Here is a 26796-nt window from a genome sequence, read left to right as displayed (position 1 = left end):
ACTCTTTCAAAATATTTTTCAAGCTATACATGAAATTTTTTAGCAAAATATTTTACACAGAATTTTCTAATAAATCAATGTTTTTTATTTTTCGGTCCATATATTTTTAAATTGCTCCTTTATAGGCGCTACTATATATTTTCCTTCTTCTAATTTTTTATTCCTATCGTTAAGTAAATACCCTATATTTCCTTTAATATAAACAACTAATGTAGCAGGCCAAATAAAAAAGCAAGGTATGGACGTTTTAAACGCCTTATACCTCGCCTTGCAAACGATAGCAAATTTTTGCTTTCGCTATTCTTTTTCTGGAAATAGCTTCGATTTTAATTCATCTTCACCAGAACCTTCCGCTAATGGTACACGAGATCGATAGGCGGCACGGCATATTAAATGCCCTGCTACTGGTGCTGTGACAAATACAAAGAGAATACCTAATATTAGTCGAACACTTACATATCCGTCATGTATCCAGAAATAAATAAAAGCTCCTAACAAACAGGTTAGTACTGACAACGTCGAGCTTTTTGTAGCAGCATGTGAACGCGTATAGACATCTGGCAAACGAATCATCCCAAACGCACTAATAACACTAACAATAGAACCGACAAGTATAAGGATGACTGCCGTCCACTCAATCATTTGATTTACGCTCAACAATCACACCTCTTTCAATATATTTTGTAAAAGCAATTGTACCGATAAACGCCAATATACCTAAAATTAAAATCGCCTCTAAATACGCTTTGGTTTTTAAAACAATCGAAACAATGGCAATCGCCGAAAGTAGATTAATACCAATTGTATCAAGGGCTATTGCTCGATCCGGCATGGATGGACCTTTAATGACACGATATAGAGACAATGCAATTGACACACTAAATAACGCTAGTGCTAAAAGTAAAATTTTTTCAACCATTAGCGTGTCACCTCCATAATTGCTTCTTCAAATTTTCCAATGGAGCGAATAACGGCATCTTTAGATTGTTCTATATCCATAGCATGGATATAAAACATATCTCCCTCCTCCGAGACCTCCATCACTACTGAACCAGGTGTGAGCGTTAGCAAGAGTGCAAGAGCTGTAATTTCCCAATCTCCGTTCAGCTTTGTTTTATACGTAAAAATGCCAGGAGTAATATTTAACTTTGGTGTTGTGATTTGTTTTAGGACATTATAGCTTGAAAGTAATAGCTCCCAATTAAATAGCCATAGTAGTTTAATAATAGAGAAAACACGGCGCAAATAAAATTGCGTTCCATAAAACCGATGCATCGCATACAGAATCCCAATACCGACGACAAACCCCATTAAAAAGGTGGAAAACTGTGGCGTGATTTCGTCCTTTAGCAATAACCACAAGGTAGCGATAAATAAATTTAAAATAAACTGCATAGCCATTACTTATTCACCTCACCTTCCCATTTTTCGCCATTTAACACTGCGTCAATATAAATAGAAGGTGTATGAAGCGTTTCTGCTGCATCCTTCACATAAGGCGCCATCGACTCGGCTCCAATCCCTAAAGCAATTGTGCAAACAGAAAGTAATGTTAAAGGCAACACCATTCGCTTTGGCAGTGGTGTTTCATCTTCAATACTGAGGATCGTTTCGCCAAAAAAGGACGATAGAAAAATGCGCAGTAATGAATAGAGGACAATTAAGCTAGAGAAAAATCCTAGCCCTAGTAGGACAAAATTTCCTCCCTCAATCGCGCCTTGTCCAATTAAAACCTTGCCTAAAAATCCACTTAAAGGTGGAATTCCTGCGATTGAACACATCATAATAAAGAACAGCCATCCAAAAAAGGGATAATTTCGAATAAGTCCACTCATATTATCGATAAGCGTTTCACCGGTTACATAAATCATCATCCCTACCGCCAGAAACAACATGGCCTTTACTACCATATCATGCATTAAATAATACGTTACACCTTGCAGTGCTGACTCTGTTCCTATAGCTAGTCCAGCAACAATAAAACCAACACCAATTAGGACATTATATGAAGCAATTGTCCTCACATCTCTTCCAGCAAGGGCACCCATGCAACCAGCAAGTATTGTTAGTCCAGCCATAATACCGAGAGTTGTATGGGTTACCCCCGGATTCGTAGTAAATAATAATGTAAATGTACGAACAAGGGCATAAATACCAACCTTAGTTAAAAGTGCAGCGAAGAGTGCAGCTATAGCGGTTGGAGGTACACTATAAGAACCTGGCAACCAAAAGAATAGAAGTAATCCTGCTTTAAGGCTAAAAACAATTAGAAACACTAGTCCAACTGTAGTAATAAGTGGGTCAGCTCCAGCTTCCATAACCCGCAATGAAATATGAGCCATATTTAATGTGCCGATCGTTCCATATAAAAATGCTAACGCTACTAAAAAAATCCATGAAGCAACAATGTTAATAAGTACATATTTTAACGCCTCGCGTAGTTGGACTTTCCCTCCACCTAAGCTAATAAGGGCATAAGAAGCAAGCAACATCACTTCGAAGCACACAAACAAATTAAAAATATCTCCCGTTAAAAATGAACCATTTACACCTGCTACCATTAAAAGAACAAAAGGATAGAAATACATTTTTTCATAGTGTTCTCCAATTGTAAAAAAGGCGTAAACTACACAAATTGCTGCGACAATATTCGCTACGAAAACAAGTAATACTGCAAAAGAGTCTGCAACAAATAGAATGCCGAATGGCGGTATCCAACCACTAAAATCAATTCGCATTACACCTTGCTGCTGAACTTCTAACAAAAGGACAACGCTAATGAATATAACAAAGCCCAAAGTACACAAGCTCAAAATGCGTTGAATCATTATATTTTGTCTTAAAAACACAAGTAAAATAGCCGTTATTACCGGCACGATTAATGGTAAAACGATTATATTACTCATCAGACGTACCTCTCAATTCATCAAATTCCCCAGTGCCATTTGTTTTATAAGCACGATAGCCGAGAACGAGCACAAATGCTGTCACTGCGAAGCTAATGACGATAGCTGTTAAAATCAATGCTTGTGGAAGTGCATCTGTATAAGGACCTGCTGATTCCCCAATAAGTGGCACATCCCCTTTTTTAAGGCCACCCATCGTTAAAATCAGTAAATGTGCAGCATGTGAAAGGACTGCTGTCCCTAAAATGACACGCAATAATTGTTTAGAGAGGATAAGGTACGTCGCGACAGCAACTAATACACCAACTAATAATAGTATTAAAGACTCCATTGGCTATTCATCCTCACTTATACTTAAAATTATGGTTACAACAACGCCAACGACAGTTAGCGCCACGCCAGCCTCAAAAATAGTGACGGTCGAGAAGCCCATTTTCCCGAAAACCGGTACATTGACATATTCATACGTCTGCGTTAAAAATGGCACATCAAAGAAAAGCGAACCGATGGCTGTCCCCGTCGCAAGTAATACGCCCAGTGCAGCAACCTTTTTGAAATCAAACGGCATTCCTTTATGAACTGTTTCAATGTCATAAGCTAAATACAGTAGTACTATTGCAGAAGCAAGCACAAGACCGCCGATAAAGCCCCCACCAGGAGCGTGGTGGCCTGCAAAGAATAAATACACACCAAGCGTTAAAATTATAAATACGATAGCCTTAGTAATCGTTCGTAAAATAACATCATTAATTTTCATGGTCTGCCTCCTCTTTTCGTGGCTTTAGCTTAGTTAATGTGTATACGCCTAAGCCAGCTATTAAAAGAACGACAACCTCTAACATCGTATCAAATGCACGAAAATCTCCTAAAATTGTGTTAACGATGTTTGACCCACCTGCTAAATCATAAGCATCATTAAAATACAGTGCTACCGTTTCAAAACGGTCATAATGTACAACAGCCAAGCCGACTAATGTCACTGTAGCCCCTGCAAAAATAGCAATAACAGCATTTGCCCACTTCACTCTCATGCGTGAGTTTTCAGGCAATAAATCCGGTAAATATTTAAAACATAGCAGGAACAATGCTGTAGTTACGGACTCAACAACTAGTTGTGTCAGCGCTAAATCAGGTGCGCGAAATATAACGAAAAAGAAGGCAATCGAATAACCGAGAACTCCATTTAAAAGCATCGCTGTAATTCGTCCTTTGGCAAAAATCATCCAGATTGCAGCAAACATCATGACAAACACTAAAACTAACTCATAGGATTCAACAGGTGAATCCTTTGCAAATTCAAATACTATGGCATCAGACCAAATAAAGTACCCTGCAATCAGCGCAACAAAAAATACATAGATATAGACAAAGTAATGAGTTAAATTGCCAGACATATAGCGGTTCGTAAGCTTCATTGAACCTTTTTCACTAAAATTAATAAGGTGATTATAATAGCTATTGAATGTAAAATTTTGCGAAAAAACTCGGTATAGTGGCTTCCAGCTTTTTAATGTTTTAAATAATACAAAGCCAATAATGATTACACCAAGGGTCATTAATAATTCTATATTCACACCATGCCATGCAGAAATATGAGGTGTTAACTCGCTAACCGTTGGAAAAGTTGGATATATACTAGCCATCGCAGGCTGTAAGATATAATGTCCTAGAACATTTGGAAAGAAGAAAATAGTCACTACTAATAAACAAAGTACTATTGGCGAAATTAGCATCCCAATTGGTGCCTCGTGTGGTTTTTTGTCCAACTTGTACGGCTGTAGCTTTCCAAAAAAAGTATGGCCAATTAAAATCATGCTGTATACAAACGTAAAAATACTGGCAACCCATGCTACAACGGGGAACAATATGCCCCAAGTATCGATGGAAAAGACCTCAACTTCACGAATAGCCAAAACCGCGGCAAAGAACATCTCCTTACTTAAGAAGCCATTAAACGGTGGTAATCCTGCCATCGAAAAACCACCTATTACTGCAATCGTAAATGTCACAGGCATCAATGCCATTAAACCACCAAGGCGTCGAATATCGCGCGTACCTACTTCATGATCGACAATACCGACCATCATAAATAACGCCCCTTTAAACGTGGAGTGATTAATAAGATGGAACAATGCCGCAAAGCTTGCCTGTGTGTATATAATGGAACTTTCTGCATAGCCAAAATAATGACCCACAGAGCCCAAGCCAAATAAACTCATAATCAACCCAAGCTGGCTAACTGTTGAAAAGGCAAGTAACGCCTTTAAGTCTGTTTGACGAACAGCATTGAACGAGCCCCAAAATAAGGTTACAAGGCCAATTCCACTTACTAACCAAAACCAAACTGGCTCACCGCCAAATACTGGGGAGAAACGCGCAACTATATAAATTCCAGCCTTCACCATCGTAGCTGAGTGGAGGTAAGCACTAACTGGAGTTGGTGCCTCCATCGCATCAGGCAACCAAATATGAAATGGAAATTGAGCTGATTTAGTAAAAGCACCTACTAAAATTAACAATAAGGCAGGAACAAACAATGTGTGCTCGCGTATCATCTCAACGTTCGATACAATGTCACGAATACTAAATGTGCCAGATGCTACATATAGCATTAGAAAACCTGCGAGCATGGAAAGACCACCGAAGACTGTGATCGTCATGGCTTTTCGTGCACCAGCACGTGAAGCTTTACGATGATGCCAGAAGGCGATTAACAAAAATGATGAGACGCTTGTTAATTCCCAAAACGTATATAGCACCATTAAATTATCTGAAAAGACGACGCCGAGCATAGCGCCCATGAATAGTAATAAGTAGCAGTAAAAATGATGAAGAGATTCTTTCGTTGATAAATAAAAAATTGAATATAAAATAACTAAACTACCTACACCTGTAATCAGCAAGCCAAAAATGATACTGAGTCCATCGAGGTATGTCGTGAAGTTTATATTAAAAGAGGGAATCCACTCATATGTATCAATAAATGTTTTACCCTCGGCAATTTGAGGAATGTACCGTGCGAGTAAAATAAACAATATGATTGGAACGGATAAAACAAACCAGCCTAAATGTGCCATTCGCCTTAGTCGCCTATAAAGCAAGGGAATTAGCGCAGCACAAACAAATGGTAAAAGTATCGCAAAGAGAACTGTGACCAAATGAAAACCTCCTACAATCAAATTCATCCAGCGAATTAGCATCTTCAATTTTGTATGTTTCTTAAGCATTGCATAATACAAGTCCGTTAGAGCATGAATAATGTATTAGCATAACTTTCTCATTACAAAAATTTGTGATATTCGCCGGTGTGCTTTTATTTACACAGCAAGCATTGAACAACCTGCCCATAAAGCAAAAGCGTGCTATATCTACCATTCTTTGAAGGAAGGTAGATTTTATACGAAAAAAGATGAACGAATATATCAGAATTCTTGTACATTTAGGTATTTTCTATACGCATGGCTGAGCGTACGAGACATTTATCATGCCTAAAGTAACCGAAAAGTGTTTCAATGCATCAATACTTGACTATCCATTTAACTCACTGCATAATAATGTGGCATATGGAAGCTATTTATTTAAATGCATATCATGCATAAACAAAGTAGCCTTAGAACATGGACATTAGCCAAATCTCTTAAGGGTTTTCCGTATATCGTCATTAACTTTTATTCATTTTTAAGTATACAATATAAATAAGCATAATGCACTGTAACAGCATTGATTTTAGCTGTTTTAGGATAATTTTTTCATAATACGCAGTACAAATAACAAAATAACAATAGGATAAAGAGGTGTATTTTTTTAATGAAGCATGTAAAAGGGAGATTGGACGAAAGTATTTTAGTATGTGTCTATTATGGGCTTAACGGGGAACGCTTAATTCGTCGCGGTCATAAAATGGCCACGATGCTCGATTGCCCACTTTATATTCTTTCAGTCGATTCACAACCTCTTGATGCATTTGATGCAGAGAAATCTGGTTATATTGAACAGTGGAAAAACCTATCTGAAGAACTTGATGTTGAAAAATTTATTTTAGTAGATAATGAAAAACGCCCGATTCAAAAGGTTATTGCTGAAGTGGCTAAAAATTACGGTATTTCACAAATTATCGTAGGTCAAAGTGCACAAAGTCGTTGGGAAGAAATAACAAAGGGGTCATTCCTGAACGTTCTGTTAAAAGAAGTACCTTTTGTAGATTTTCACATTGTAGCAGTCCAACGTCCTACTGAAGATGACGCGTATGATACATACGAAAAAGGTGTACGTGCCTATTTAATTAAAGAACAGGACAATTTCAAAGTAGCCTTTACCTGTCCAAAATATGTTTCAATTGAAGGTATTTTCTTTAAAGAAATTGGCACTGATTTTGACAATGGCATTTTTAAATTCACATACAATGATAAAATGCATGAAATCCATATTTCTGAAGGTCTAGTAATGGATAAAGAAAAATTGCCACAAGAGTTTACATCTCCGTTACGTCAATAGTAGCCTGTTACTTAAAAATTGCAGGGACAAAGATATTAATTTGGACAAACTAAAAAATTTTAACTGCTGTAGGGAACCACAACGGCATAGCAAAAAGTGTTAAATTGACCTCAATCAATCTAACACTTTTTCTCTTTTGCCTAGTCTTATATTTATAAAGCTGAAGCCGGTGTATCTTTAGGCAAGAAAAATGCCACTAGTAATAACAACGGAAGTAAGGAAACGACTAACATTGTAAAATCAATACCTTTATGATCCATTAAAACACCAATAACCATGGCACCAATTGCTCCCATACCAAATGCAAAGCCAGTTGTTAACCCTGCCATTGTACCAATCTTAGTTGGTACGAGCTCTTGCGCATAGACAACCGTTACAGAGAAGCTAATCATAATTAATGTTCCGATAATGACTAAAAATATTGTTGCAGTCCATAGCGGTACATAAGGCAAAGCTAAACAGAATGGCATCGGCACGACAACTGAAAGTAAAATAACATTTTTTCGTCCAATACGATCTGATAATGAACCCCCAAAAAAAGTACCAACAACGCCAAAAGCCATAAAAGTAAATATTAATATTTGTCCAAGACGCAGACTTACATCATAATGATCCATTAAATAGAAAACATAAAAACTTGTTATATTCGTTGTATAAAATGATCTTGCAAAAATAATAGTAAATAATAATGTTAAAGCAATTCCTACCTGTTTCTTTGTTAATGGTGGCAAAGATGATACCAATGTACGTTTTTTCTTTGCTAACCGTTCTTGCTCCAACTGCTTCTTATACCATTTAGCAATTTTACTCAATAAAAGAATCCCAAAAGTTGTCGCGATTAAGACAAATGCCGCTCCGCGTTGTCCAAAAATATCTAATATATATGCACTGATTAATGGTGCTAGCGCTTGTCCAGAATTTCCCCCGACTTGATAAATCGATTGTGCAAGGCCTCGTTTAGAGCCTGCTGCCATAAAAGATACGCGCGAACCTTCTGGATGAAATATAGCTGAGCCAAAACCTAAAAATAATACAGCTACAAGTATTACCCAATATTGCGCTGTGAAGGCTAAAATCGCGATACCTATAAACGAGCTAATCATCCCTATTGGTAAAGCATAGGGCATCGGTTTTTTATCACTGACATAGCCGACAACTGGTTGTAAGGCAGAAGCAAACATGTTTAATACGAATGAAATAAGCCCGATTTGTGTAAAGGTCAAACCGAGCTCACTCTTCAATATTGGAAACATCGCAGGGATGACAGCCTGCATAGTATCATTGATTAGATGGGCAATGGCAATAGCAATCATAATCGGAAATACCGGGTTGTTGTTCGAATGTACCATTTGTTTGTTCATGCTATCACCACACTTCCTTATTTATTCGAATTTTTTTAAAAACAGATTGTCGCATACAATTCCTCTTTTTGCACAAGCTATTCTTCGACGATAGCAGTTTAAGGAGTTGATTGTTGTATGACTGTAGATGAATTTTTTCACGCCAATGTTTTTGAAATGATACTTAGAGCATCTCTATCCTTTTTTGCACTACTCATTGTTACACGAATACTTGGCAAAAAGCAGCTAGGACAGCTTACATTTTTCCACTATACAACAGGTATTACGTTCGGATCCATTGCTTCTGAAATTGCAGCACAGTCTGAAACACCTTTTTTAGAAGGACTTATTGCATTAATTTGGTGGAGCGTTTTAACGTATCTTATGACCATTATTACGATAAAATCTAAAAAAGCACGTGTGCTGATTGACGATAAGCCCACTATTGTTATTCAAAATGGGCTTATTTTAGAATCTGCGCTCAAGAAAAATCGTTTACACATGGATGAGTTAACGATGATGTTACGTGAACAAGCTGTATTTTCCGTGCAAGACGTGCAATATGCCATACTGGAGACTACGGGTAATTTAAGTGTATTAGCTAAGCCTACGGAGCAACCCGCTACAAAACAAGATGTAAAGGCAGATGTTACCCCACCTACCTACTTACCAACAGAAGTCATTTCCGATGGACAACTGATTAAAGAAAATATCGTCGAACTTGAATTAACCGAAGATTGGGTCATGAAAAAATTAAAAAAACAAAATGTCCAAACTTACGAAGATGTCTTTTTTGCACAAGTTCAAGCGAATGGCTCTTTATATATCAGTCTAAAAGATAAAGCGAGACGGTCAAGCCCTTAAGCTTGTTTCGTCTTGCCTATTCTACTTGCATTATATCCAATGGGGTAATAATACCAATCAGTTTTTGGTGTGTTTTGCCGTGCTCGGTAATTAACAACGCTTCAAAACGTCTTCCTCTCTCCACACCTTGCTTAAATATTTCCTCAGCCTCATAAATCGTTATGTATCTACTCACAAATTTGTAATTCACTCTATTTTTTTCGTGTAATAATATATCATGCAATGTAGGAACGTGCCTCGGTACATGATTGCCTCCCATGACAGATGCAAGCCAGTTAGTAATACCAACAGTCGTCACAAGACCTTTAAATTGCGTTTTATTGTAAACCGGAAATTGAGTGAATTTCCGACTGCGAATCACTTTTAATACATGCTTTAAAGAATCATTTTCTTGAAAGACCAGCACCTTTTTTCGGAACATTTGTCCTACAAGTGTTGGTTTTGCCAGCGTAGCGTCCATATATTCAATGCGCTCTACGACATCTACATGCGGTTCTGCAATTACATATTCCATAGATGTACGATGGTGAACAATCGCATTACGTAAATCTGCATAGGACCGTAAATCATCCTCATATTTACGTACCAATACATCCTTTTTCTTTGCCTGATCCACTAAACGGTAAAATGGCATAAAATCTTTTGCACCAATAATATCTCTTAGCCTATGGTCAATTCGATTAAATGCCGTTAGAAAGCGATCAGAATTTTGAGTAGTAACCAATCTTATCACCTACCATAGCAATATTTTATATTTTTCGAGTTATTTGACAAATATTGAGTTATAGCTACATTATATTCCTAAGTAATGGATATTCCAAGAAAAGTTCGTGTAATAAGTTTGGGTGCCTGGCACTCACACAAATGTGAAAAATCTGAATTGCTCAGGTGCCTGGCACGTAAAAATCCACTTCGCTTTCCGCAGGCTCAAGGTAAGCCGCGAGAATCAAAGTGGATTGGGGTGTCAGGCACCTAAACAAATTTAAATATTCCGAATTATTTGGGTGCCTGGCACTATAAATTAGATTTTAGTAGATGAAGCATTTTTCTTCATTGAAAAAACGCCGATACTCGTACACATACATATAAGAACAACTGTCATAACTAGGCTCCACCAATAATCAGACATCTCCATCGTGCCACGAATAAGCTGAACACCGTATAGTGGTAATTTCCAAGGTGATATAGTCCAAAATGTACCTACAAGTCCATCAATAATTTGACCAATAAAAATAATAATAAATGCAGCTGTTGCCGCAACAGTTGTTTTAAATGCAGCACTCATCATTAGCGTTAACGCTAAGACAAATAAAACCCATATAAAATACGAACCAATACTTGCTAAAAGGGTCGCAACTTCAAATGTTCCATACAGTACAACCGTATAGTACACACTTGCTGCAAATCCCGCTATTATACTGACAAAGCCAACTGCACTGATCACAATAAACTTACTTATAAAAAAAGAAGCAAATGAAATAGGTCGTACATACAATAAGGTTGCTGTTCCATTTGAACGTTCCTTACTAATAGCTCCTACAAAAGAAGCCATTAGCACTAGTAATCCAATTAATTGAAACTGGCTAATTGTAGCAAGTAACAAATCGGCTGGTACTAATTCTGGCATTAACATTTCAAATCCTTCAGGCATATTGCCAACCGCCTCTAGTATATCCATCATATAATAGTTCGTTAGTGGTTCGCTCATACCTAAAAGTGCAAAAACAAGTGGAATCCATAAAAACTTTCTACTTCGCCATGCTTCGCGGAATTCCTTCTGAAGAAGTACGTTCATGCCACTCATACTCGTTTCGCCACCTTCATAAAAATTTCTTCGAGCGATGCTGTTTGACGTGCAACATTTCTCACTAAATACGGATAAACAGTAAGGCTTTCGAGCAATTGCTGCATGCTTGGTTTATCTTCTTGAATGGCTACAGACACATAGCAACCATTGACTGTACATTTAAATGTAGATTGACTGACAAAATACTGCGCCTCTTCTACTGTGCTAAACTCTACTACATAATTTGGCTCGTCATAACGTTGGCGTACCTCACGTAATGTCCCTTGTTCGACAAGTTTGCCATCACGCAAAAATAATAGCTGGTCCGTCATCTCTTCCGCATCATTTAAAATATGTGTGGAATATAAAATTGTCGTCTGTTGCTGTAAGCCTTTTAATAAATCAAGTACTTCCCTACGTCCAACAGGATCTAAAGCAGATACTGGTTCATCTAACAACAGTAGTTTAGGCTTATGGACAATTGCCTGGGAAATACCTAGCCGTTGTTTCATCCCACCGGAAAACGTTGCAATTTTTTTATGAAGATCATTTCCTAAGCCGACAAATTCTAACGTTTTTTGAGCTTCCTGCTTTGCCTTTTTAGCAGATACACCGCTTAACTTTGCAGCCATCTCCGTAAACTCTAATGCACTTAACCACGGCTGAAATTGTGGATATTGCGGTAAAAACCCAATATTTGCTCGTAAATCTCCCCCCACCATGTTTACACTACCGAAAGAGGGTCTTAATAAACCTGTTAACATGGATAAAGTTGTTGTCTTTCCTGCTCCATTTGGTCCGATTAACGCTGTAGAGGTATGCTCTTCTAAAACAAAATCAATGGCATCCACTACAGTTTTTTCCGCAAAACGCTTCGTCAACCCTGTTACCTGTAGTAATGTAGTCATGATTGTTTTCTCCCAACGATAAAATATGCTATTGGTCCAAGTAAATTAATAAATAATATTATCAATACCCATAAAATTTTCGGTCCATTCGTTGCATGAATTTTACTAAGATCAATTAATGCAACAATAACTAAAATAATTTGTACGCCGATTAGTGGCGCTATAATCGCCCAAGGGATATTTGCTAACTCCTCCATCATCCAAACCACCTCGCCTTTTGTTCTAATATCACTATAACAACTTTGTTATAATATGTATAGAACAATTTTTTATCTTGCTTATAAATTTTGCACTAGGCGTTAAATCAAGAAAGACGGCTCTGACAGAACTGTAACTTGTATTTCTGACTTACCTACAAATTAGTCATACCGCAGTTACTTAAATTTATTAAAAATTATAAAAAGCCCACCATTTGAACATGGCAGGCCGCGTTTACATATAGATTTGTTTCGTAAGACGATAACATGTAGATGCTAAGGTTGATAGCACTACTTTTCATACAATTTCTTTAAAGCAGTAGCCATATTTGGGCGTATCTTTACTTGGGAACGAGCCTGTTTAACAGCTAACTCCGCTTCCTCCAAAGAATCGGCTAAGCCAAGCTCCATTAACACAGCCGTCGCAGCTACACCTGCTCGTCCACCCCCACTTCCACAATGGAAGTAAACCTTCTGTCCAGATTCATAGGCAGCGACTATTTTTTTCGCTACTGTGTCAATAGACTGAGCTACTTGTGCTTCTTCATCAGCGATAGGCAGATGGTTGTAGTTATAGTGTGCTGATTGCTGTTCTAGTTCAGTTAATCCATTTACTCGAACATCAATGACAACGTTTACCTGCTCATTTGAAAAAGCAGCTTCAGCATCTTGTGCACCACCAAAAAATAATCGATCTTTCACTAACACATCATAGTTTTTTTCCATCCGATTCACGCTCCAAGCTGTTATTTCTCTAATAAATGTCCGATCTTATGAAGATAATTAAGTTGAACAGGTTCCGCCTTAATCGCTCGTTGTCTAAATACTTCTAGGAAAAACCAAGCTTTTTCATTACCTCCATTACTCGTTGTTTCAATGCTTCTAGGGAAAACCAATCTTCTTCGGTTTCATCAATTTCAACAACGCTAGATTGTACCCTCTCAATTGCTCGTTGTCTAAATACTTCTGGGGATACCCAATCTTCTTCTTCAAATTCATCAATTTGAGAAACTTCAATGCCTTCTAGGCCGTCTCCCCATGTAACTGTAGCTTTTACTTCCTCTAAAATTTCTATATATTGTTGATGTAATTCTTCTTTTTCTTGTTGACTTAACTCAGTTACAGGTGCTGTATCAATTTTTGTAATAAAGAATATAAAGGGGATACAAGCCAAGGCAAAAAGGATTGTGAACAATTTGTACGTTTTTAATCGACGTTTTTTTTCCATTCTATCCTACTCCTTATGATGTTCAGATGTCTCATAAAGAAATATTTTTTGTTTATGTTATGAAACTACACCAGTTGGACTGCAATAGAATTTTGTATTTAATGTATGATAAGTTGTTAAACCAACATACTTTAAACTTCCACCAATCGTAAATGCGTAAGTTGTGCCTCTATTAGTAATACGAGCGTCTACTCCTGTACGGGTAAAAAAACCTCTTGAAGGAATAGTGCGTAAATTAGAATAGCCAGTTAATACTTGGCGACCATCAGAAAGCTGTGTTGTAAAAGTCGCAAATATTGTTATATCAATAGGAGTTGATTCATGTAACACTCTAACCTTACGTGATGCAGAAGTAGTAGACAATAGCGTTATGTTATTTGCAAAAGCCGCAACAGGGTTAGCTTGTGTCGCCCCAATTGCTCGCCGTTCGAATATTTTTTCTGAAAACCTATCTTCTTCGAATTCATAAAAAGGAATTTCAGGAATTTCAGGAATTTCAATTTCAACAACGCTAGATTGTACCCTCTCAATCGCTCGTTGTCTAAATACTTCTGGGGAAACCCAATCTTCTTCTTCAAATTCATCAATTGGAGAAACTTCAATGCCTTCTAGGCCGTCTCCCCATGTAACTGTAGCTTTTACTTCCTCTAAATTTCTATATATTGTTGATATAATTCTTCTTTTTCTTGTTCCTGTTGACTTAACTCAGCTGCCGATGCGGTACTATTATTTGTAATAAAGAGAATACAAGCGAAAATAAAAAGAACTGTGAACAATTTGTACGATTTAATCAATGACTTTTTTTCCATTTTATCCTTCTCCTTATCTTTCGGAATAATTAAATAATACATCATTAGCAAAAGGCAAGAGCAAAAGAGAAAATTTATTTATACATTTTAATCGACTATTTTCAGCTACTCTATCCCTCTTCGTAGTTTTTTGAATAATTAAATAATATATTATTTATTTAGGGGCAGTCTAGTAAAAATGACAGAAAATATAGTGTTTTTTAAGCTATAATGTCAAAAAAGCTAAGTAAAAAACTACTTTATGGTCATGAACTTGAATAATATTTTGTATCTTGGAAGTTAGTATGCGGAAAGGAAATACACAGCTTTAGCTGCTACACTATTGTGTAAAAAACTATCCGTTACATAAAAAGAAAAGTACTTACGTTCTCATCCTGTTAGCTACTTGGACAATAGCATGTTCCTAAATAAACTACAAAAATAGTTTTGGAATATGTTAACTTAATAACTTTGTAAAAAAGAAAAAGATGTACCATAATCAGCACATCTTTTAATTAATATTTATTTATATAGACCTACACCCACTATAACTCTTATTTCTCTAATAAATGTTTGATATCTTCATAATACGGTAATGCAGTTAACGCCCCTGGCTTTGTTGCTGCCATAGCACCTAAGCGATTACCAAAGCTCACACAACGAACTAGTTCTTCCTCAGTTGTTGGTAAACCGTTGTAATGGACATCGCGCAGAACGCCTGCCATAAATGCATCTCCCGCACCCGTAGTGTCCACTGGCACAACCTTCTCGGTCGGTACATGTATAACCTCACCGTTTAATACTGCATACGTGCCCTCTTCCCCTACTGTTACTAAAATAATCGGCACTAAATAACTGTTTAATTGTTCGATGCCTTCTTCTAAAGTAGCGGTCTCTGTTAAGAAAAATAACTCATCATCCGTGACTTTTAAAATATCTACATTTTCAAAGAAAGAAGTAATGGTCTCACGACAAATTTCTTCACTGCTCCAACGTAAAGGTCGAATGTTGGCATCCATTGCGATAATAGCACCTTTTTCCTTTGCCATATCAACAGCAGCACTAGTCGTTGCAAGTGCAGTTGGATGGAACATTGTGCCTGAGCACACAATGAGAGCAGAAGCATGTTTAAAGGCCGCCTCATTTAATTGTGTTGCTTCCACTTGTAAATCGGGTGTCTCATCGACATAATCTTTGAAAATTCGCTCACATGCTTCTGTTAAATGTACGTATACACCACTTACACGTTTTGCAGGGTTAAATACCGCAAAATCGAGGTTCACGCCTTCTTGTGCAAGACCATCTCGGACAAATTGTGAGCCTTCGTCATCTCCTGTAATCGTAATCAGCGCAGATGGAGCCCCGATACGGCTAATGCCTGCAGCCACATTTACCGTTGCGCCACCCATATATTTAGTAAAAGATGTATTCGTTACATCATCAGCAATATAGTCAATAAAAGCATCTCCATAGACTAAAATATAATCCTTATCTTCCTTTATCATTGTAGTCCCCCCGAAAGTCTATTCATTCTAGATTAACATGAAAGTTGAATTCCAATAAAGTTTTAAACTTTCGGAAAAATAATGAAAGACATACATCATTTACGCCAGCACAACTTCTTTAGCTTACTTTGGCCATCCAAAGGAGGAAAACCCGCCCGTAAAGGCAACCAACAGCAGTGTTTTCTATATTTAATTTGATACATTTTTCTGTTTTATTCTTCTAACGATTATATTTTTTTCCTTTCAGCAATGGCGACATCTACTGATAGTTCGTAAGACGAGGAATCACAGCGCCTGCAAGGGTTGTGCTAAGCGGAAAGCACCGACGGCAACGTCTATCCATAGCCATACTATTTGCTAAATATAAAGTAGCGAATATTTCAAAAGCTTGAGACATCATCTATCTTTGTTATACTTGCCTATAGAAAGGTAGGGATTTTAACAATGAGTATTACGATTCGACAAGCACAACCACAGGATGCCCGTGCCGTTGTGCCACTAATTATTGATGCGATTGGTGAGATTGCCAACCGTTTAACAGGTGAACAGACAGCTTCAATGGTTGAACAAGAACTAACAGTCCTCTTCAAACGTGAAGACAACAGACACTCTTATTTAAATACTTTTGTTGCTGTGGAAGGTGAACAAGTATTAGGCATCCTTGTTTACTATAATGGTGAACAAGCCATTCAAATGGATGCCAATCTCGTAAAATGGCTTGAAGAGAAAAATGCTCCTTCAATCGCTATCGATCAAGAGGCGCATCAAGATGAATATTATATTGATACAGTTTGTGTAGCACCAGAGGCTCGTGGTAAAGGAATCGGTACACTATTAATCCAATTCGCCATTGAGCAAACAAAACAACGAGGTTTTACAAAATTATCACTGAATGTTGAAACGCAAAAAGAAGATGCTCGTCGCTTATATGAACGTATGGGCTTTGTGATTACTGAACCATGGTCCATCATAGACGAACCTTTCCATCATATGGTGAAACAGATTTAGGATGTGGATTAATTAAGCATGAAAACAAATGTATTATATCCTCTGTTGATAGTCATCGCTTCTAGTAGTTATGGCATTTTATCGACCATCGTGAAAGTAGCTATGTTGCATGGCTTTACATCATCAGAGGCGGTATCGAGTCAATACATCATTGGCTTTATACTTGTTTTAACAATTTTTATCTTCACCCAAAGAAAACTACCGAAACTTTCAAAACACGGACTATTTATATTAGTAAGCGCAGGGATTTTTACAGGTATTACAGGCATCGTTTACGGCGAGTCATTAAAATATTTACCTGCATCTCTAGCCGTCGTTATGCTTTTCCAATTTACTTGGATTGGTTTGCTGTTAGATTGCGTTATCCATAAGCGTCTGCCAAGTAGACCTGAAGTTATTTCGATACTGATTCTATTTGCGGGGACTATTTTGGCTGCCGGTGTATTGAATGTCGATTTAAGCGGTATTGCGATTCAAGGCTGGTTATTTGGGTTAGCTGCTGCATTTACCTTTGCCTGCTTTATCCAATTTAACTCTCGTCCCGTTGAAGGTGTTACAACGACATCAAGAGTTTTAATTGTTTCTTTTGTAGCACTAATTATAGTTAGTATTTTCCTCAGTCCTGAAATTGCATGGAATGGCAAATTATTTGCTGAAGGCTTATGGAAATATGGATTAGCACTTGGACTATTCGGTATAATCTTACCCATTTATTTATTTTCAATTGCAGTACCCAAAGTGGGTGGCGCACTGGCCTCTATTTTAAGTGCGATTGAACTACCTGTAGCTGTGACCGTTTCTGTTATCGTATTGCATGAATCACTCACTGTTTTACAAGTAATTGGCATTGCTTTAGTGATTATCGGCATGATGTTACCTAGTATGCTTGCCAATCGAAAATCACCCGTAAAAACTCCTTAAAAATGGATAAAACCATTTTTAAGGAGTTTTTAATTTTTACAATATACCGTTGAAAACAGTCAATTTTTTAAATTATGATAGTAGTAACGTTAGAATTTTTTAATTATTCTAACATTAATGTTTTATTTTAGTATTATACTGCACTATGTAAGCAACTCACTAAAGGAAGGGGAAGATGATTATGAAAAAAACACGTATTTTTGGATTTTTGCTTGTGTTGATGCTGATCGTTGTAGCTGCTTGTAGTAGCACTAACGATCAGGGTTCGACAAAAGATGCTGCAAAAAGCGACACGGCATCTAATGCTGAAAAAGCAGATGGAAACACATCTCCGTCAGGTAAGCTGGTCATTTACACAGGGCGTGATGAAGAAATGGTGCAAGGCGTAATCGATCAGTTTAATGAGAAGTACCCGGACATTCAAGTGGAGTTTTTAACAATGGGGGCTCAACAAATATTAGAGCGTCTACGCGGTGAAAAAGCAAATCCTCAAGCAGATTTTTGGTGGGGTGGTACTCAATCCGCCTTAATGGTTGGAGCAAACGAGGATTTACTCCATGCATGGCAACCGAGCTTTATCGACACAATCGATGCAAACTATAAAGATACAGAAGGTCGCTGGTTCGGTGAAATGCTATTACCTGAAGTCATTATGATTAATAGTGACTTACTAACAAAAGAAACCGGTCCACAAGATTGGGATGATTTATTAGATCCGAAATGGCAGGACCAAATTTTAATTCGTGGGGTATTAGCGTCAGGAACTATGCGCACGATTTATTCATCCATGATTGTTCGTCAAGGTGCCGACACACCTGACAAAGGTTATGAATGGCTATTAAAATTAGATGCCAACACAAAAGAATATACGCAAGATCCTAATGCACTTTATTTAAAGCTTACACGTCAAGAAGGTAGTGTTTCATTATGGAATCTACAAGATATCCTATTGAAAAAGTATACAACAGATTATCCGTTTGATTACATTTATCCAAAGAGTGGTGCACCAATTTTAGTAGATGGTGTTGCGGTTGTTAACAAGGCAAAAAATTTAGAGAACGCAAAATTATTCGTTGAATTTTTATTTGAAAAAGAGATGGTTACCAAATTAGCGAACGACTATTACCAAATTCCAACACGCTCCGACATTGATCAAGCGACAATGCCAGAATGGTATCAGGAATTAGATTTAAAAACTTTTGATATTGATTGGCAGTTAATGTCGGAAAAAGAGGCAGCATGGATGGAACACTGGGATACTAATATAAAAGGTAGAGGAAAGAAATAGAGCAACTCAGAAAACCCGTGCTGACTAAAGGTATCAAGAAGCCCCTCTTGATGCCTTTTATTAAAATTTAAGTACCTCATAAAATAACCTGTAATGAAACATAAAGTTATAATACTAGCATGGTCTAATTTTAGACTAATTTGTTTTTTCAGATTATTCAATTTATAATTATTATACTTAAAATCGAGGGAGGATTACCTATGATACTATTAAAAGTATTTTTAGAGGAATCGCTTTTCTGTCATTCGGATTTTAATCTCTATCCTTAAAATTGGCGATTTTATCAGTTAATTAAACAATTCCGCGTGACAGGCTAACGCAAATTGTATTTGGAATATAAATACAATATATATTGTATAATTAGGTGAAGAATCATGAATACATTTTACTCTTATTTGAAACTTCTTGTAAAAACTCTGCCTCTTTTTTGGGGTGCTTCGAAGTTTTATTCTATTATTTTGTTTGTTATTATTCCTTTTCAAGCTATATTACCATCTCTAACTCTATGGTTTTCGAAAGGATTAATCGATGCTATTTCTACTACCAATGCTATCGTATATTCTGTCATTATTTTCTTTGTACTATCTTGGATAATCGTGTCATTTATTAATGCCATTTTAGGTCCTGTTGAAATGACCTTTCAAGGTTTAATAACGGATAGATTAATTGCCCAATTAAATAAAAGCTTGATGGATAAATCCTCAGAAATAAAGGGATTATACTACTTCGAAAATCCAGAATTTTATGATGATATACAAATACTTGAGCAAGAGGCTGCGTGGCGACCAGTAAACCTTATTGTTTTTACTTCGGGCATGATTAGTAGTGTACTAACAGGCATTTCAATGTTGGTGTTATTAACAAACTTTAATATTTTGATAGCAATCATTGTGTTTGTTGCGATTATTCCTCAGGCTATTGTTACCTATAAATTACAAAAAGAGGCATTTGAAACACTTGTCATAAATAGTCCTGAAGCTAGAAAGATGCAATATTACAGCTCAGTCATGCTATCAAAAGAACATATGAAAGAAGTGAAAATATATAATACTGCTGACTTCTTCATTAATAAATACATGTTAACGTTCGATAAAATCCATGCAGATATTAAAAAAATTAGATATAAGCAAACTTTCTTCTCAATAATATTTGTCGGAATTGGCATGATTGGAATTGGGTTGAGTTTTTGGTGGGTAGTCACTGGTGTACTAAATAATACATTTACCGCAGGAGATATAGTAATTTTCGCTTCATCAGTTTTACTCGCACGTCAAAGTTTGGCAAGTTTCATAGAAAATTCAAGCTTACTATATGACACGCTACTTTATATGGAAAAATACTTTAAATTTATCTCTTTAAGATCAGATATTTCATCAGGTGAAAAGCTATTATGTCTAGAACAAAATGAATTTACTATTCGGTTTAAAAATGTATCTTTTCATTACCCTAATTCCTCCAAGCCTATACTTCAGAATGTAAGTTTTACAATCAGCATGGGACAAAAGATTGCATTAGTCGGCGAAAATGGTGCTGGGAAATCGACTATCGTTAAGCTGATTACAAGATTATACGAGCCAACCGAAGGAATCATTGAATTAAACGGCATTAATATTACCGAATATGAAATCGACGCATACCGCAAAATTATCGGTATAGTGTTCCAAGACTTTTCACGTTACCAGTTAACTTATAAAGAAAATATTTTAATTAGTGACACAGGGAATACTAATGATGATGGAATGTTAGCAATTGTTACCGAAAAAAGCGATCTTGTGGATTTGGTTGCAAGTTTTGATTATGGCTACGAGCAAGTTTTAAGTAAAAACTTTGATAATGGAACCGAACTTTCAGGTGGTGAATGGCAAAAGGTAGCAATTGCTAGAGCTTACTTCCGCAATGCAGCATTTCTTATTTTAGATGAACCTTCAGCGTCTCTTGACGCGAGAAGTGAGCATCAAATGATTGAATCATTAGCAGATCTCTCATCAACGAAAACATTACTATTAATAACACATAAATTATCTGCTTTAAATATGGTGGATCGTATCATTGTATTGCAAGACGGACATATAGCAGAGGAAGGTTCGATGCAAGAACTGTTGACCAGCAAAGGCTATTTTGCGGAATTGTATCAACTACAGGCTAATAAGTATGTCAATTGGTGAAATCAATGCATATCTGTCTTTTCAAAATAGAAAGGAGCATTGCATTTGAAAAATGTCAAAATCGAAAATGTCTCTAAGCAATTTGGGAAAGTGCAAGGTGTAAAAGATTTAAATCTCGAAATCAAAACGGGCGAATTCTTTACCTTCCTTGGGCCTAGTGGCTGTGGGAAAACGACGACATTGCGAATGATTGCAGGGTTTTATTATCCTACTGAAGGAAAAATTTTTTTCGATGATCGCGATGTGACATTACTTCAGCCAAATAAACGCAATATTGGTATGGTGTTTCAAAATTATGCGCTGTTTCCACACATGACAGTAGACGAAAATATTGCTTTTGGCTTACAAGTACGAAAGCTCTCTAAACAGGAAATAACACAAAAAGTTGACCGCATTCGAGGACTTGTACATTTAGGGCAATATGGCAGCAGGAAAATTAATGAATTATCTGGTGGTCAGCAGCAACGCGTTGCCCTAGCAAGAGCACTTGTGATTGAGCCTGATATTTTATTACTCGATGAACCGTTGTCGAATTTAGATGCAAAGTTACGTGAGGAAACGCGAATTGAAATTAAAAGAATTCAATCCGAGTTAGGTGTTACAACCATTTATGTAACACACGACCAAATGGAAGCGATGTCCATGTCGGACCGCATTATGGTGATGGACAATGGTTATGTAAAACAAATCGGCACACCTCAAGAAATTTATAATCGACCAGTAAACCGCTTCGTTGCCGATTTCATCGGGGAAACCAATTTAATCGAAGCGACAATCTTTGCCATTAACGCAGATGAAGTGCAAGTAAAAACAAAGCATGGACTTGTTCTAACTGGGCGAAAGCAACACAGCTCCCCTACTTTAACGCATATGATTGGAGACAACGTGTTTATTTCGATTCGTCCAGAGTCTGTCAATCTGGGCCCTGGAGAAAATACATTAACTGGAACAATCACATTTGTTGAATTTACAGGAATAAGTGTAAATTACATTGTCGATTTTATTGAATTCTCATTGAAAGTTATGATAATCAATAAAAATGTGCAGCTAAAAAACATTGGCGAAAGCATTACTTTAAATATAGCGCATGAATCACTATATTTTTTAGGAGAATAGGAGGCAGACCACATGGAAAAACCACCTGTACATTCTTATCAAAGTAATGTTTGGACACGGCTAACGCAATCTAAATGGTTTGTCTATATTTTAATTTCGCCTTTGTTTTTAGTATTGTTTGCTTATGTCATTTATCCTTTCTATCAAACTTTTCTTCAAAGTTTTTCAGGAGAGCACGCACTTAGTCATTATCAAAAGTTTTTTAGCCTTGCTAGCCCTGCTAATCTTGAGGCGCTATGGACTAGTTTATATATATCCATTATTAGCGTGATTTGCTGTGCACTTGTTGGTGTAACAATGGCATTTTTATTGGAACGCTATGAGTTTCCAGGAAGACGCATATTATCTATTTTAGTATTAGTGCCAATGGCTCTTCCACCGCTTGTTGGCGTACTCTCTTTTACATTCCTATACGGGGAGAGTGGCATTTTTCCACGCGCAATTCAGCATTTATTCGGCTTAAAGCAAGTACCCTTTTCTTTAAAAGGTATATGGGGTGTCATCGTTGTCCATACATTTACCATGTACACCTACTTCTATTTAACCGCTTCGGCTGCTATTAAAGGACTTGATCCATCATTAGAGGAAGCAGCAACTAGTTTAGGTGCAGGGCGTATTCGTGTATGGACAAAGGTTATTTTACCGATGTTGACACCTTCTATTATTGCATCTGCCTTGCTCGTCTTTATGGTATCAATGGCATCTTATACGGCACCATTAATGTTTGGTGTCGAACGAACGATGACCATGCAAATTTACTTATCACGGACAAATGGTAATTTAGAAATGGCCGCTACACAGTCAATGATTTTATCGTTTGTATCCATTTCATTTTTAATTGTTATGCGCTGGTACCAAAACCGTAGAAATTACCAAAATTTGAGTAAAGGCATTAGTGTTCATCGCTCAGAAGTATCTTCAAAATTCATGAAAATAATTGCTACAATAGCTTCTTTTGGCGGAACACTGATTTTAATTTTACCCATTTTAGTGCTGATTTTAATTTCCTTTTCAGTCGATGGTGCATGGAAAACCCAAATACTGCCCACCGACTACACCGTCGATCATTATGTGGCACTCTTTACTGATGAGCGAACGTGGAGACCTATTTGGAACTCCATCCAAATGGGTATTGTCGCAACGTTTGGTAATGTACTTTTTGGTGTCGCTGCAGCCTACGCGATGGTGCGTCTCAACTTTAAAGGGAAAACATTGCTCGATATTTTAATTATGGTTCCTTGGGCACTGCCTGGAACTGTTGTTGCTGTCAATTTAATTGCTGCCTTTAGCACTGAAAATATATTTGCCTTTAACCAGGTACTGATTGGTACGTTTTGGATTTTACCGCTTGCTTATTTTATTAGACATTTACCACTTGTTTTCCGTTCAACATCAGCCTCTCTTGTGCAATTAGATCAGTCGATTGAGGAGGCGTCACGAAGCTTAGGTGCAAATTGGTGGTATACGTTTCGACGTATAATCCTGCCGCTAACTTTTTCGGGCATATTAGCAGGAACATTACTAGCGCTTGTCCAAAGTTTAGGTGAATTCGTAGCTTCTATTCTTATTTATAGCACTTCTACGATTCCGCTATCTGTGGCTATATTTCAAAAATTATATGCCTTTAAATTTGGAACTGCTTGTGCCTATGGTGTTTTACAAATTTGCTTAATTTTAATAGTACTTATTATTTCGGAAAAGCTATCAAAGGGCAGTGCTGGCTCAGCCATATAACTGTTATTCTATTAGGAGGCCATTAATTATGTTTGAAGATTTCCGTAACAAAATTCAGCAAGAGGATGGAATAATTTTTCCTTCGAATATTTACCGGAAAATTGTATTGCAACCGGCTTATGATGAAGCAAAGAAAAATTTTTTAACGATTATGCTTCAAATTAATATTGCCCATTTAAAAATGCTAGAAGAACAAGGACTTGTAAAAAAAGAAGAAGCGAAGCAAATTGCTTTGGCACTGAAAAAACTAGATTTGAACTATTATCGAATAGAAGATTACAGCCCGCAATACGAAGATTTATTTTTCCGCATTGAAAATAAATTAATTGAACTTGCTGGTGATGTTGCCGGAAATCTTCATATCGGTAGAAGTCGGAATGATATGGGGATTGCCATTTATCGAATGACATTGCGCAAAAAATTATTAATGCTTATGGGAGAATTGCTTAAATTACGCGGTGATTTAATTGCAGCTGCCGAGGAGCATATTGATACGATAATGATTGGCTATACACATACGCAACAAGCTCAACCGACCACTTTTGCCCATTATTTAAAAGCTGTTATTGATCAGCTAGATCGTGATTTTGAGCGCATGCAGCATTGCTATAAAACGATAAATCGGAGCAGTATGGGGGCAGCCGCCTTAACGACAACAGGCTTTAACATTAGTCGTGAGCGTATGCGAGACTTATTAGCTTTTGACGATATTATTGAAAATGCATGGGATGCGGTTGCTGGAGCTGATTATATTGCTGAAACAGCAAGTATTGTGCAACTTGCGGCACTGAATCTTGGCCGTACATCACAAGACTTTTTACTATGGGCTACGCAGGAATTCAACGCCTTTACACTTGCAAGTCCATACGTTCAAATTAGCTCTATTATGCCTCAAAAGCGAAACCCTGTGTCCATTGAGCATACGCGCTCATTACTATCTGCGGTTGTTGGAGATGCAAGTACAGTGCTACAAATGGTACATAATACACCGTTTGGTGATATTGTTGATACAGAGGACGATATGCAACCGTATTTATGGCGAGCGATGGATCGATTAATAGGTATATATAAATTATTTGGCTCGCTTGTTGTCACAATGGATGTCAACAAGAAAAAGCTTCGAAACCGTGCAGAAAATAGCTTTGCCAATGTAACAGAACTTGCTGATACGTTAGTGCGTTCGGAAGGTATTTCATTTCGCCAAGCCCATAGTATCGTAAGTAAATGTATTAAAGTATTGCTTGCTCACGGTGAAGAATCATTGGCAAGTCTTACGTGGGGATTAGCCAATACACAAGCCAAATTGGTTACTGGCAAACCGTTAGTTATTTCTGAAGAAGATTTCTACCATACTTTAAAACCCGAGTTCTTCGTAAATGTCCGAACATTACTAGGTGGTCCCTCACCTGATACGATGCGGGCTTCGATCGAACGTTCGAAGGCACAAGCCAATACCTTACTTGAGTGGATTCAACAGAAAGAATTAGCTATTACAGAGGCGGAGAAGCAATTAATTTTGTTTATAGAGGAATGGGATCAATGAATAAATGGCTACTAATAATAGACGGTGGTGCAACTAAAACGGCATGTGCCATCGTACATGCCGAGTCAGGTGAAATTCAATATACAACAACAATGGGCGGATCCAATTATCAGGCGATCGGCATAGAGTCTGCAACAGAAATACTACGAGCGTTATTAAGCAAAGCTCGTGTATTTTTGCAGGAACAAGCTATCTCTAAAATCGCCGTCGCCACGTTTGCTATGGCTGGAATTGATTCTCCAAAGGATCATCAAAATGTGACCGCAATGGTTCGTGAGGCAATTACAGCGGAACAGCTAGATATCCATACGTTAATCGTCGAAAATGATGCACAAGCTACTTTATTAGGTGTCACTGAAGGACAAGCAGGTGCGCTACTAATCGCAGGAACAGGGGCTATTGCCTATGCATTCGATGGGCAACAAATTGCCCGCACTGGTGGTTGGGGCCATCGTGCGGGCGATGAAGGAAGTGGCTATTGGCTTGGGCAGGAAGTCATACGTGCCATTTTTCGGATGGAAGATGGCCGAGGGGAAGCGACGCTATTAAAAGATGCTGTTTATAACTATTTACGTATTCAGGATGTCACCGAGCTCGCAGCATGGTTATTCCGCCCTTCTTATACAAATGCACAATTAGCCAAAATGGGGGCATTTTTGGCCGATGCCGTTGCCAAAAAAGATACATGTGCTATTCAAATATCCACTCAGGCAGCCCATGAATTAGTGCTCCTTGCTTGTGCGGTACTTAAAAAAATCAGTTATCAAGGCCAACCATTTAACTTTTATTGTAATGGGGGTGCTATAAAACATAACCCTCTGATTTTAAAAATATTTTCACAAGAAATGACTTCAATGTATCCGAAAATTAATGTTTCCTTATGTCAACATCAGCCAATATCTTATATTATTAATCGTTCAAAAAGGGCGTATGACAATTTGTAATACCCCACGCCCCCAAGTGTCGACAAAGAGGCTGGGACATAACAACGGCGCAGCAAAAAGG

General features: G+C 37.3%; 27 protein-coding genes. 10 read left to right on the top strand and 17 right to left on the bottom strand.

The window, feature by feature from the left end; genetic code table 11:
• Positions 1–297: 297 nt before the first annotated feature.
• From T479_RS00730 to T479_RS00700, 7 genes are read right to left on the bottom strand one after another with little or no spacing between them, the layout of a single operon-like run.
• Positions 298–657 (bottom strand): Na+/H+ antiporter subunit G, encoded by a 360-nt coding sequence (locus T479_RS00730; protein ID WP_024360778.1) that lies wholly within the window; start codon positions 655–657, stop codon positions 298–300.
• Positions 635–919 carry a Na(+)/H(+) antiporter subunit F1 gene (locus T479_RS00725; protein WP_024360779.1) on the bottom strand — a complete coding sequence of 95 codons (285 nt, stop codon included), beginning with the start codon at positions 917–919 and terminating at the stop codon, positions 635–637. Before T479_RS00725 ends, T479_RS00730 begins: the two co-directional genes overlap by 23 nt.
• A complete protein-coding gene (locus T479_RS00720; RefSeq protein WP_024360780.1) occupies positions 919–1401 on the bottom strand; it encodes a Na+/H+ antiporter subunit E in 483 nt (160 codons plus the stop codon). Before T479_RS00720 ends, T479_RS00725 begins: the two co-directional genes overlap by 1 nt.
• Complete coding sequence (locus T479_RS00715) at positions 1401–2906, bottom strand: Na+/H+ antiporter subunit D (protein ID WP_025218363.1); 1506 nt, start codon at positions 2904–2906, stop codon at positions 1401–1403. Before T479_RS00715 ends, T479_RS00720 begins: the two co-directional genes overlap by 1 nt.
• Positions 2899–3237, bottom strand: coding sequence for a Na(+)/H(+) antiporter subunit C (locus T479_RS00710; RefSeq protein ID WP_024360782.1), 339 nt, complete (start codon positions 3235–3237; stop codon positions 2899–2901). The genes T479_RS00715 and T479_RS00710 overlap by 8 nt, the downstream gene beginning before the upstream one ends.
• A 3-nt stretch (positions 3238–3240) precedes the next feature.
• A complete protein-coding gene (locus tag T479_RS00705; protein WP_024360783.1) occupies positions 3241–3663 on the bottom strand; it encodes a Na(+)/H(+) antiporter subunit B in 423 nt (140 codons plus the stop codon).
• Complete coding sequence (locus T479_RS00700; RefSeq protein WP_024360784.1) at positions 3653–6064, bottom strand: Na+/H+ antiporter subunit A; 2412 nt, start codon at positions 6062–6064, stop codon at positions 3653–3655. Before T479_RS00700 ends, T479_RS00705 begins: the two co-directional genes overlap by 11 nt.
• A 649-nt stretch (positions 6065–6713) precedes the next feature.
• Here T479_RS00700 and T479_RS00695 point away from each other — a divergent pair.
• On the top strand, positions 6714–7400 hold the full coding sequence (locus T479_RS00695; protein WP_025218362.1) for an adenine nucleotide alpha hydrolase family protein: 687 nt from the start codon (positions 6714–6716) through the stop codon (positions 7398–7400).
• Positions 7401–7552: 152 nt separating this feature from the next.
• Here the strand turns inward: T479_RS00695 and T479_RS00690 are convergent, their stop codons facing one another.
• Complete coding sequence (locus tag T479_RS00690; protein WP_025218361.1) at positions 7553–8761, bottom strand: MFS transporter; 1209 nt, start codon at positions 8759–8761, stop codon at positions 7553–7555.
• Between the two features lie 117 nt (positions 8762–8878).
• Here T479_RS00690 and T479_RS00685 point away from each other — a divergent pair, with 117 nt between their 5' ends.
• Complete coding sequence (locus T479_RS00685) at positions 8879–9604, top strand: YetF domain-containing protein (protein WP_024360787.1); 726 nt, start codon at positions 8879–8881, stop codon at positions 9602–9604.
• Positions 9605–9620: 16 nt separating this feature from the next.
• Here the strand turns inward: T479_RS00685 and T479_RS00680 are convergent, their stop codons facing one another.
• From T479_RS00680 to T479_RS00640, 9 genes are all read right to left on the bottom strand, one after another.
• Entirely contained in the window at positions 9621–10328 is a 708-nt protein-coding gene (locus T479_RS00680; RefSeq protein ID WP_024360788.1) for a CBS domain-containing protein, read from the bottom strand.
• Positions 10329–10625: 297 nt separating this feature from the next.
• Positions 10626–11408 (bottom strand): ABC transporter permease, encoded by a 783-nt coding sequence (locus T479_RS00675; protein ID WP_025218360.1) that lies wholly within the window; start codon positions 11406–11408, stop codon positions 10626–10628.
• Entirely contained in the window at positions 11405–12298 is an 894-nt protein-coding gene (locus tag T479_RS00670; protein ID WP_025218359.1) for an ABC transporter ATP-binding protein, read from the bottom strand. Before T479_RS00670 ends, T479_RS00675 begins: the two co-directional genes overlap by 4 nt.
• Complete coding sequence (locus T479_RS00665; protein ID WP_029747045.1) at positions 12295–12498, bottom strand: PLDc N-terminal domain-containing protein; 204 nt, start codon at positions 12496–12498, stop codon at positions 12295–12297. Before T479_RS00665 ends, T479_RS00670 begins: the two co-directional genes overlap by 4 nt.
• Before the next feature lie 288 nt (positions 12499–12786).
• On the bottom strand, positions 12787–13221 hold the full coding sequence (locus T479_RS00660; RefSeq protein WP_025218358.1) for a protein-tyrosine phosphatase family protein: 435 nt from the start codon (positions 13219–13221) through the stop codon (positions 12787–12789).
• 103 nt (positions 13222–13324) lie between these two features.
• A complete protein-coding gene (locus tag T479_RS00655; RefSeq protein ID WP_024360793.1) occupies positions 13325–13723 on the bottom strand; it encodes a hypothetical protein in 399 nt (132 codons plus the stop codon).
• Between the two features lie 57 nt (positions 13724–13780).
• The gene (locus tag T479_RS00650; protein ID WP_025218357.1) at positions 13781–14053 is read right to left on the bottom strand and encodes a hypothetical protein; all 273 of its coding nucleotides are present in this window, start codon (positions 14051–14053) and stop codon (positions 13781–13783) included.
• Positions 14054–14370: 317 nt separating this feature from the next.
• Positions 14371–14532, bottom strand: a complete 162-nt coding sequence (locus T479_RS23615; protein ID WP_158497859.1) for a hypothetical protein — start codon at positions 14530–14532, stop codon at positions 14371–14373.
• 533 nt (positions 14533–15065) lie between these two features.
• Positions 15066–16016 carry a carbohydrate kinase family protein gene (locus T479_RS00640; RefSeq protein ID WP_025218355.1) on the bottom strand — a complete coding sequence of 317 codons (951 nt, stop codon included), beginning with the start codon at positions 16014–16016 and terminating at the stop codon, positions 15066–15068.
• Between the two features lie 444 nt (positions 16017–16460).
• Between T479_RS00640 and T479_RS00635 the strand changes: the two genes are divergently transcribed.
• From T479_RS00635 to T479_RS00600, 8 genes are all read left to right on the top strand, one after another.
• Complete coding sequence (locus tag T479_RS00635; RefSeq protein ID WP_024360796.1) at positions 16461–17024, top strand: GNAT family N-acetyltransferase; 564 nt, start codon at positions 16461–16463, stop codon at positions 17022–17024.
• An 18-nt stretch (positions 17025–17042) separates the two neighbouring features.
• Entirely contained in the window at positions 17043–17945 is a 903-nt protein-coding gene (locus tag T479_RS00630) for an EamA family transporter (protein ID WP_025218354.1), read from the top strand.
• A 181-nt stretch (positions 17946–18126) separates the two neighbouring features.
• Positions 18127–19233: an extracellular solute-binding protein gene (locus T479_RS00625; protein ID WP_025218353.1), complete on the top strand. Its 1107-nt coding sequence runs from the start codon at positions 18127–18129 to the stop codon at positions 19231–19233.
• A gap of 374 nt (positions 19234–19607) precedes the next feature.
• Entirely contained in the window at positions 19608–21398 is a 1791-nt protein-coding gene (locus T479_RS00620; RefSeq protein WP_025218352.1) for an ABC transporter ATP-binding protein, read from the top strand.
• A 45-nt stretch (positions 21399–21443) separates the two neighbouring features.
• Positions 21444–22514: an ABC transporter ATP-binding protein gene (locus tag T479_RS00615; RefSeq protein ID WP_025218351.1), complete on the top strand. Its 1071-nt coding sequence runs from the start codon at positions 21444–21446 to the stop codon at positions 22512–22514.
• Positions 22515–22526: 12 nt separating this feature from the next.
• A complete protein-coding gene (locus tag T479_RS00610; RefSeq protein ID WP_025218350.1) occupies positions 22527–24248 on the top strand; it encodes an ABC transporter permease in 1722 nt (573 codons plus the stop codon).
• 28 nt (positions 24249–24276) lie between these two features.
• A complete protein-coding gene (gene argH, locus T479_RS00605) occupies positions 24277–25791 on the top strand; it encodes an argininosuccinate lyase (protein WP_025218349.1) in 1515 nt (504 codons plus the stop codon).
• Positions 25788–26735 carry an N-acetylglucosamine kinase gene (locus T479_RS00600; protein WP_025218348.1) on the top strand — a complete coding sequence of 316 codons (948 nt, stop codon included), beginning with the start codon at positions 25788–25790 and terminating at the stop codon, positions 26733–26735. The genes argH and T479_RS00600 overlap by 4 nt, the downstream gene beginning before the upstream one ends.
• Positions 26736–26796 lie beyond the last annotated feature (61 nt).

This window comes from Lysinibacillus sphaericus, from assembly GCF_000600105.1.
GTDB classification, from domain to species: domain Bacteria; phylum Bacillota; class Bacilli; order Bacillales_A; family Planococcaceae; genus Lysinibacillus; species Lysinibacillus sphaericus.
Note: the sequence above shows the minus strand (reverse complement) of the source record. Positions and strands in the feature narration are given on the sequence as shown.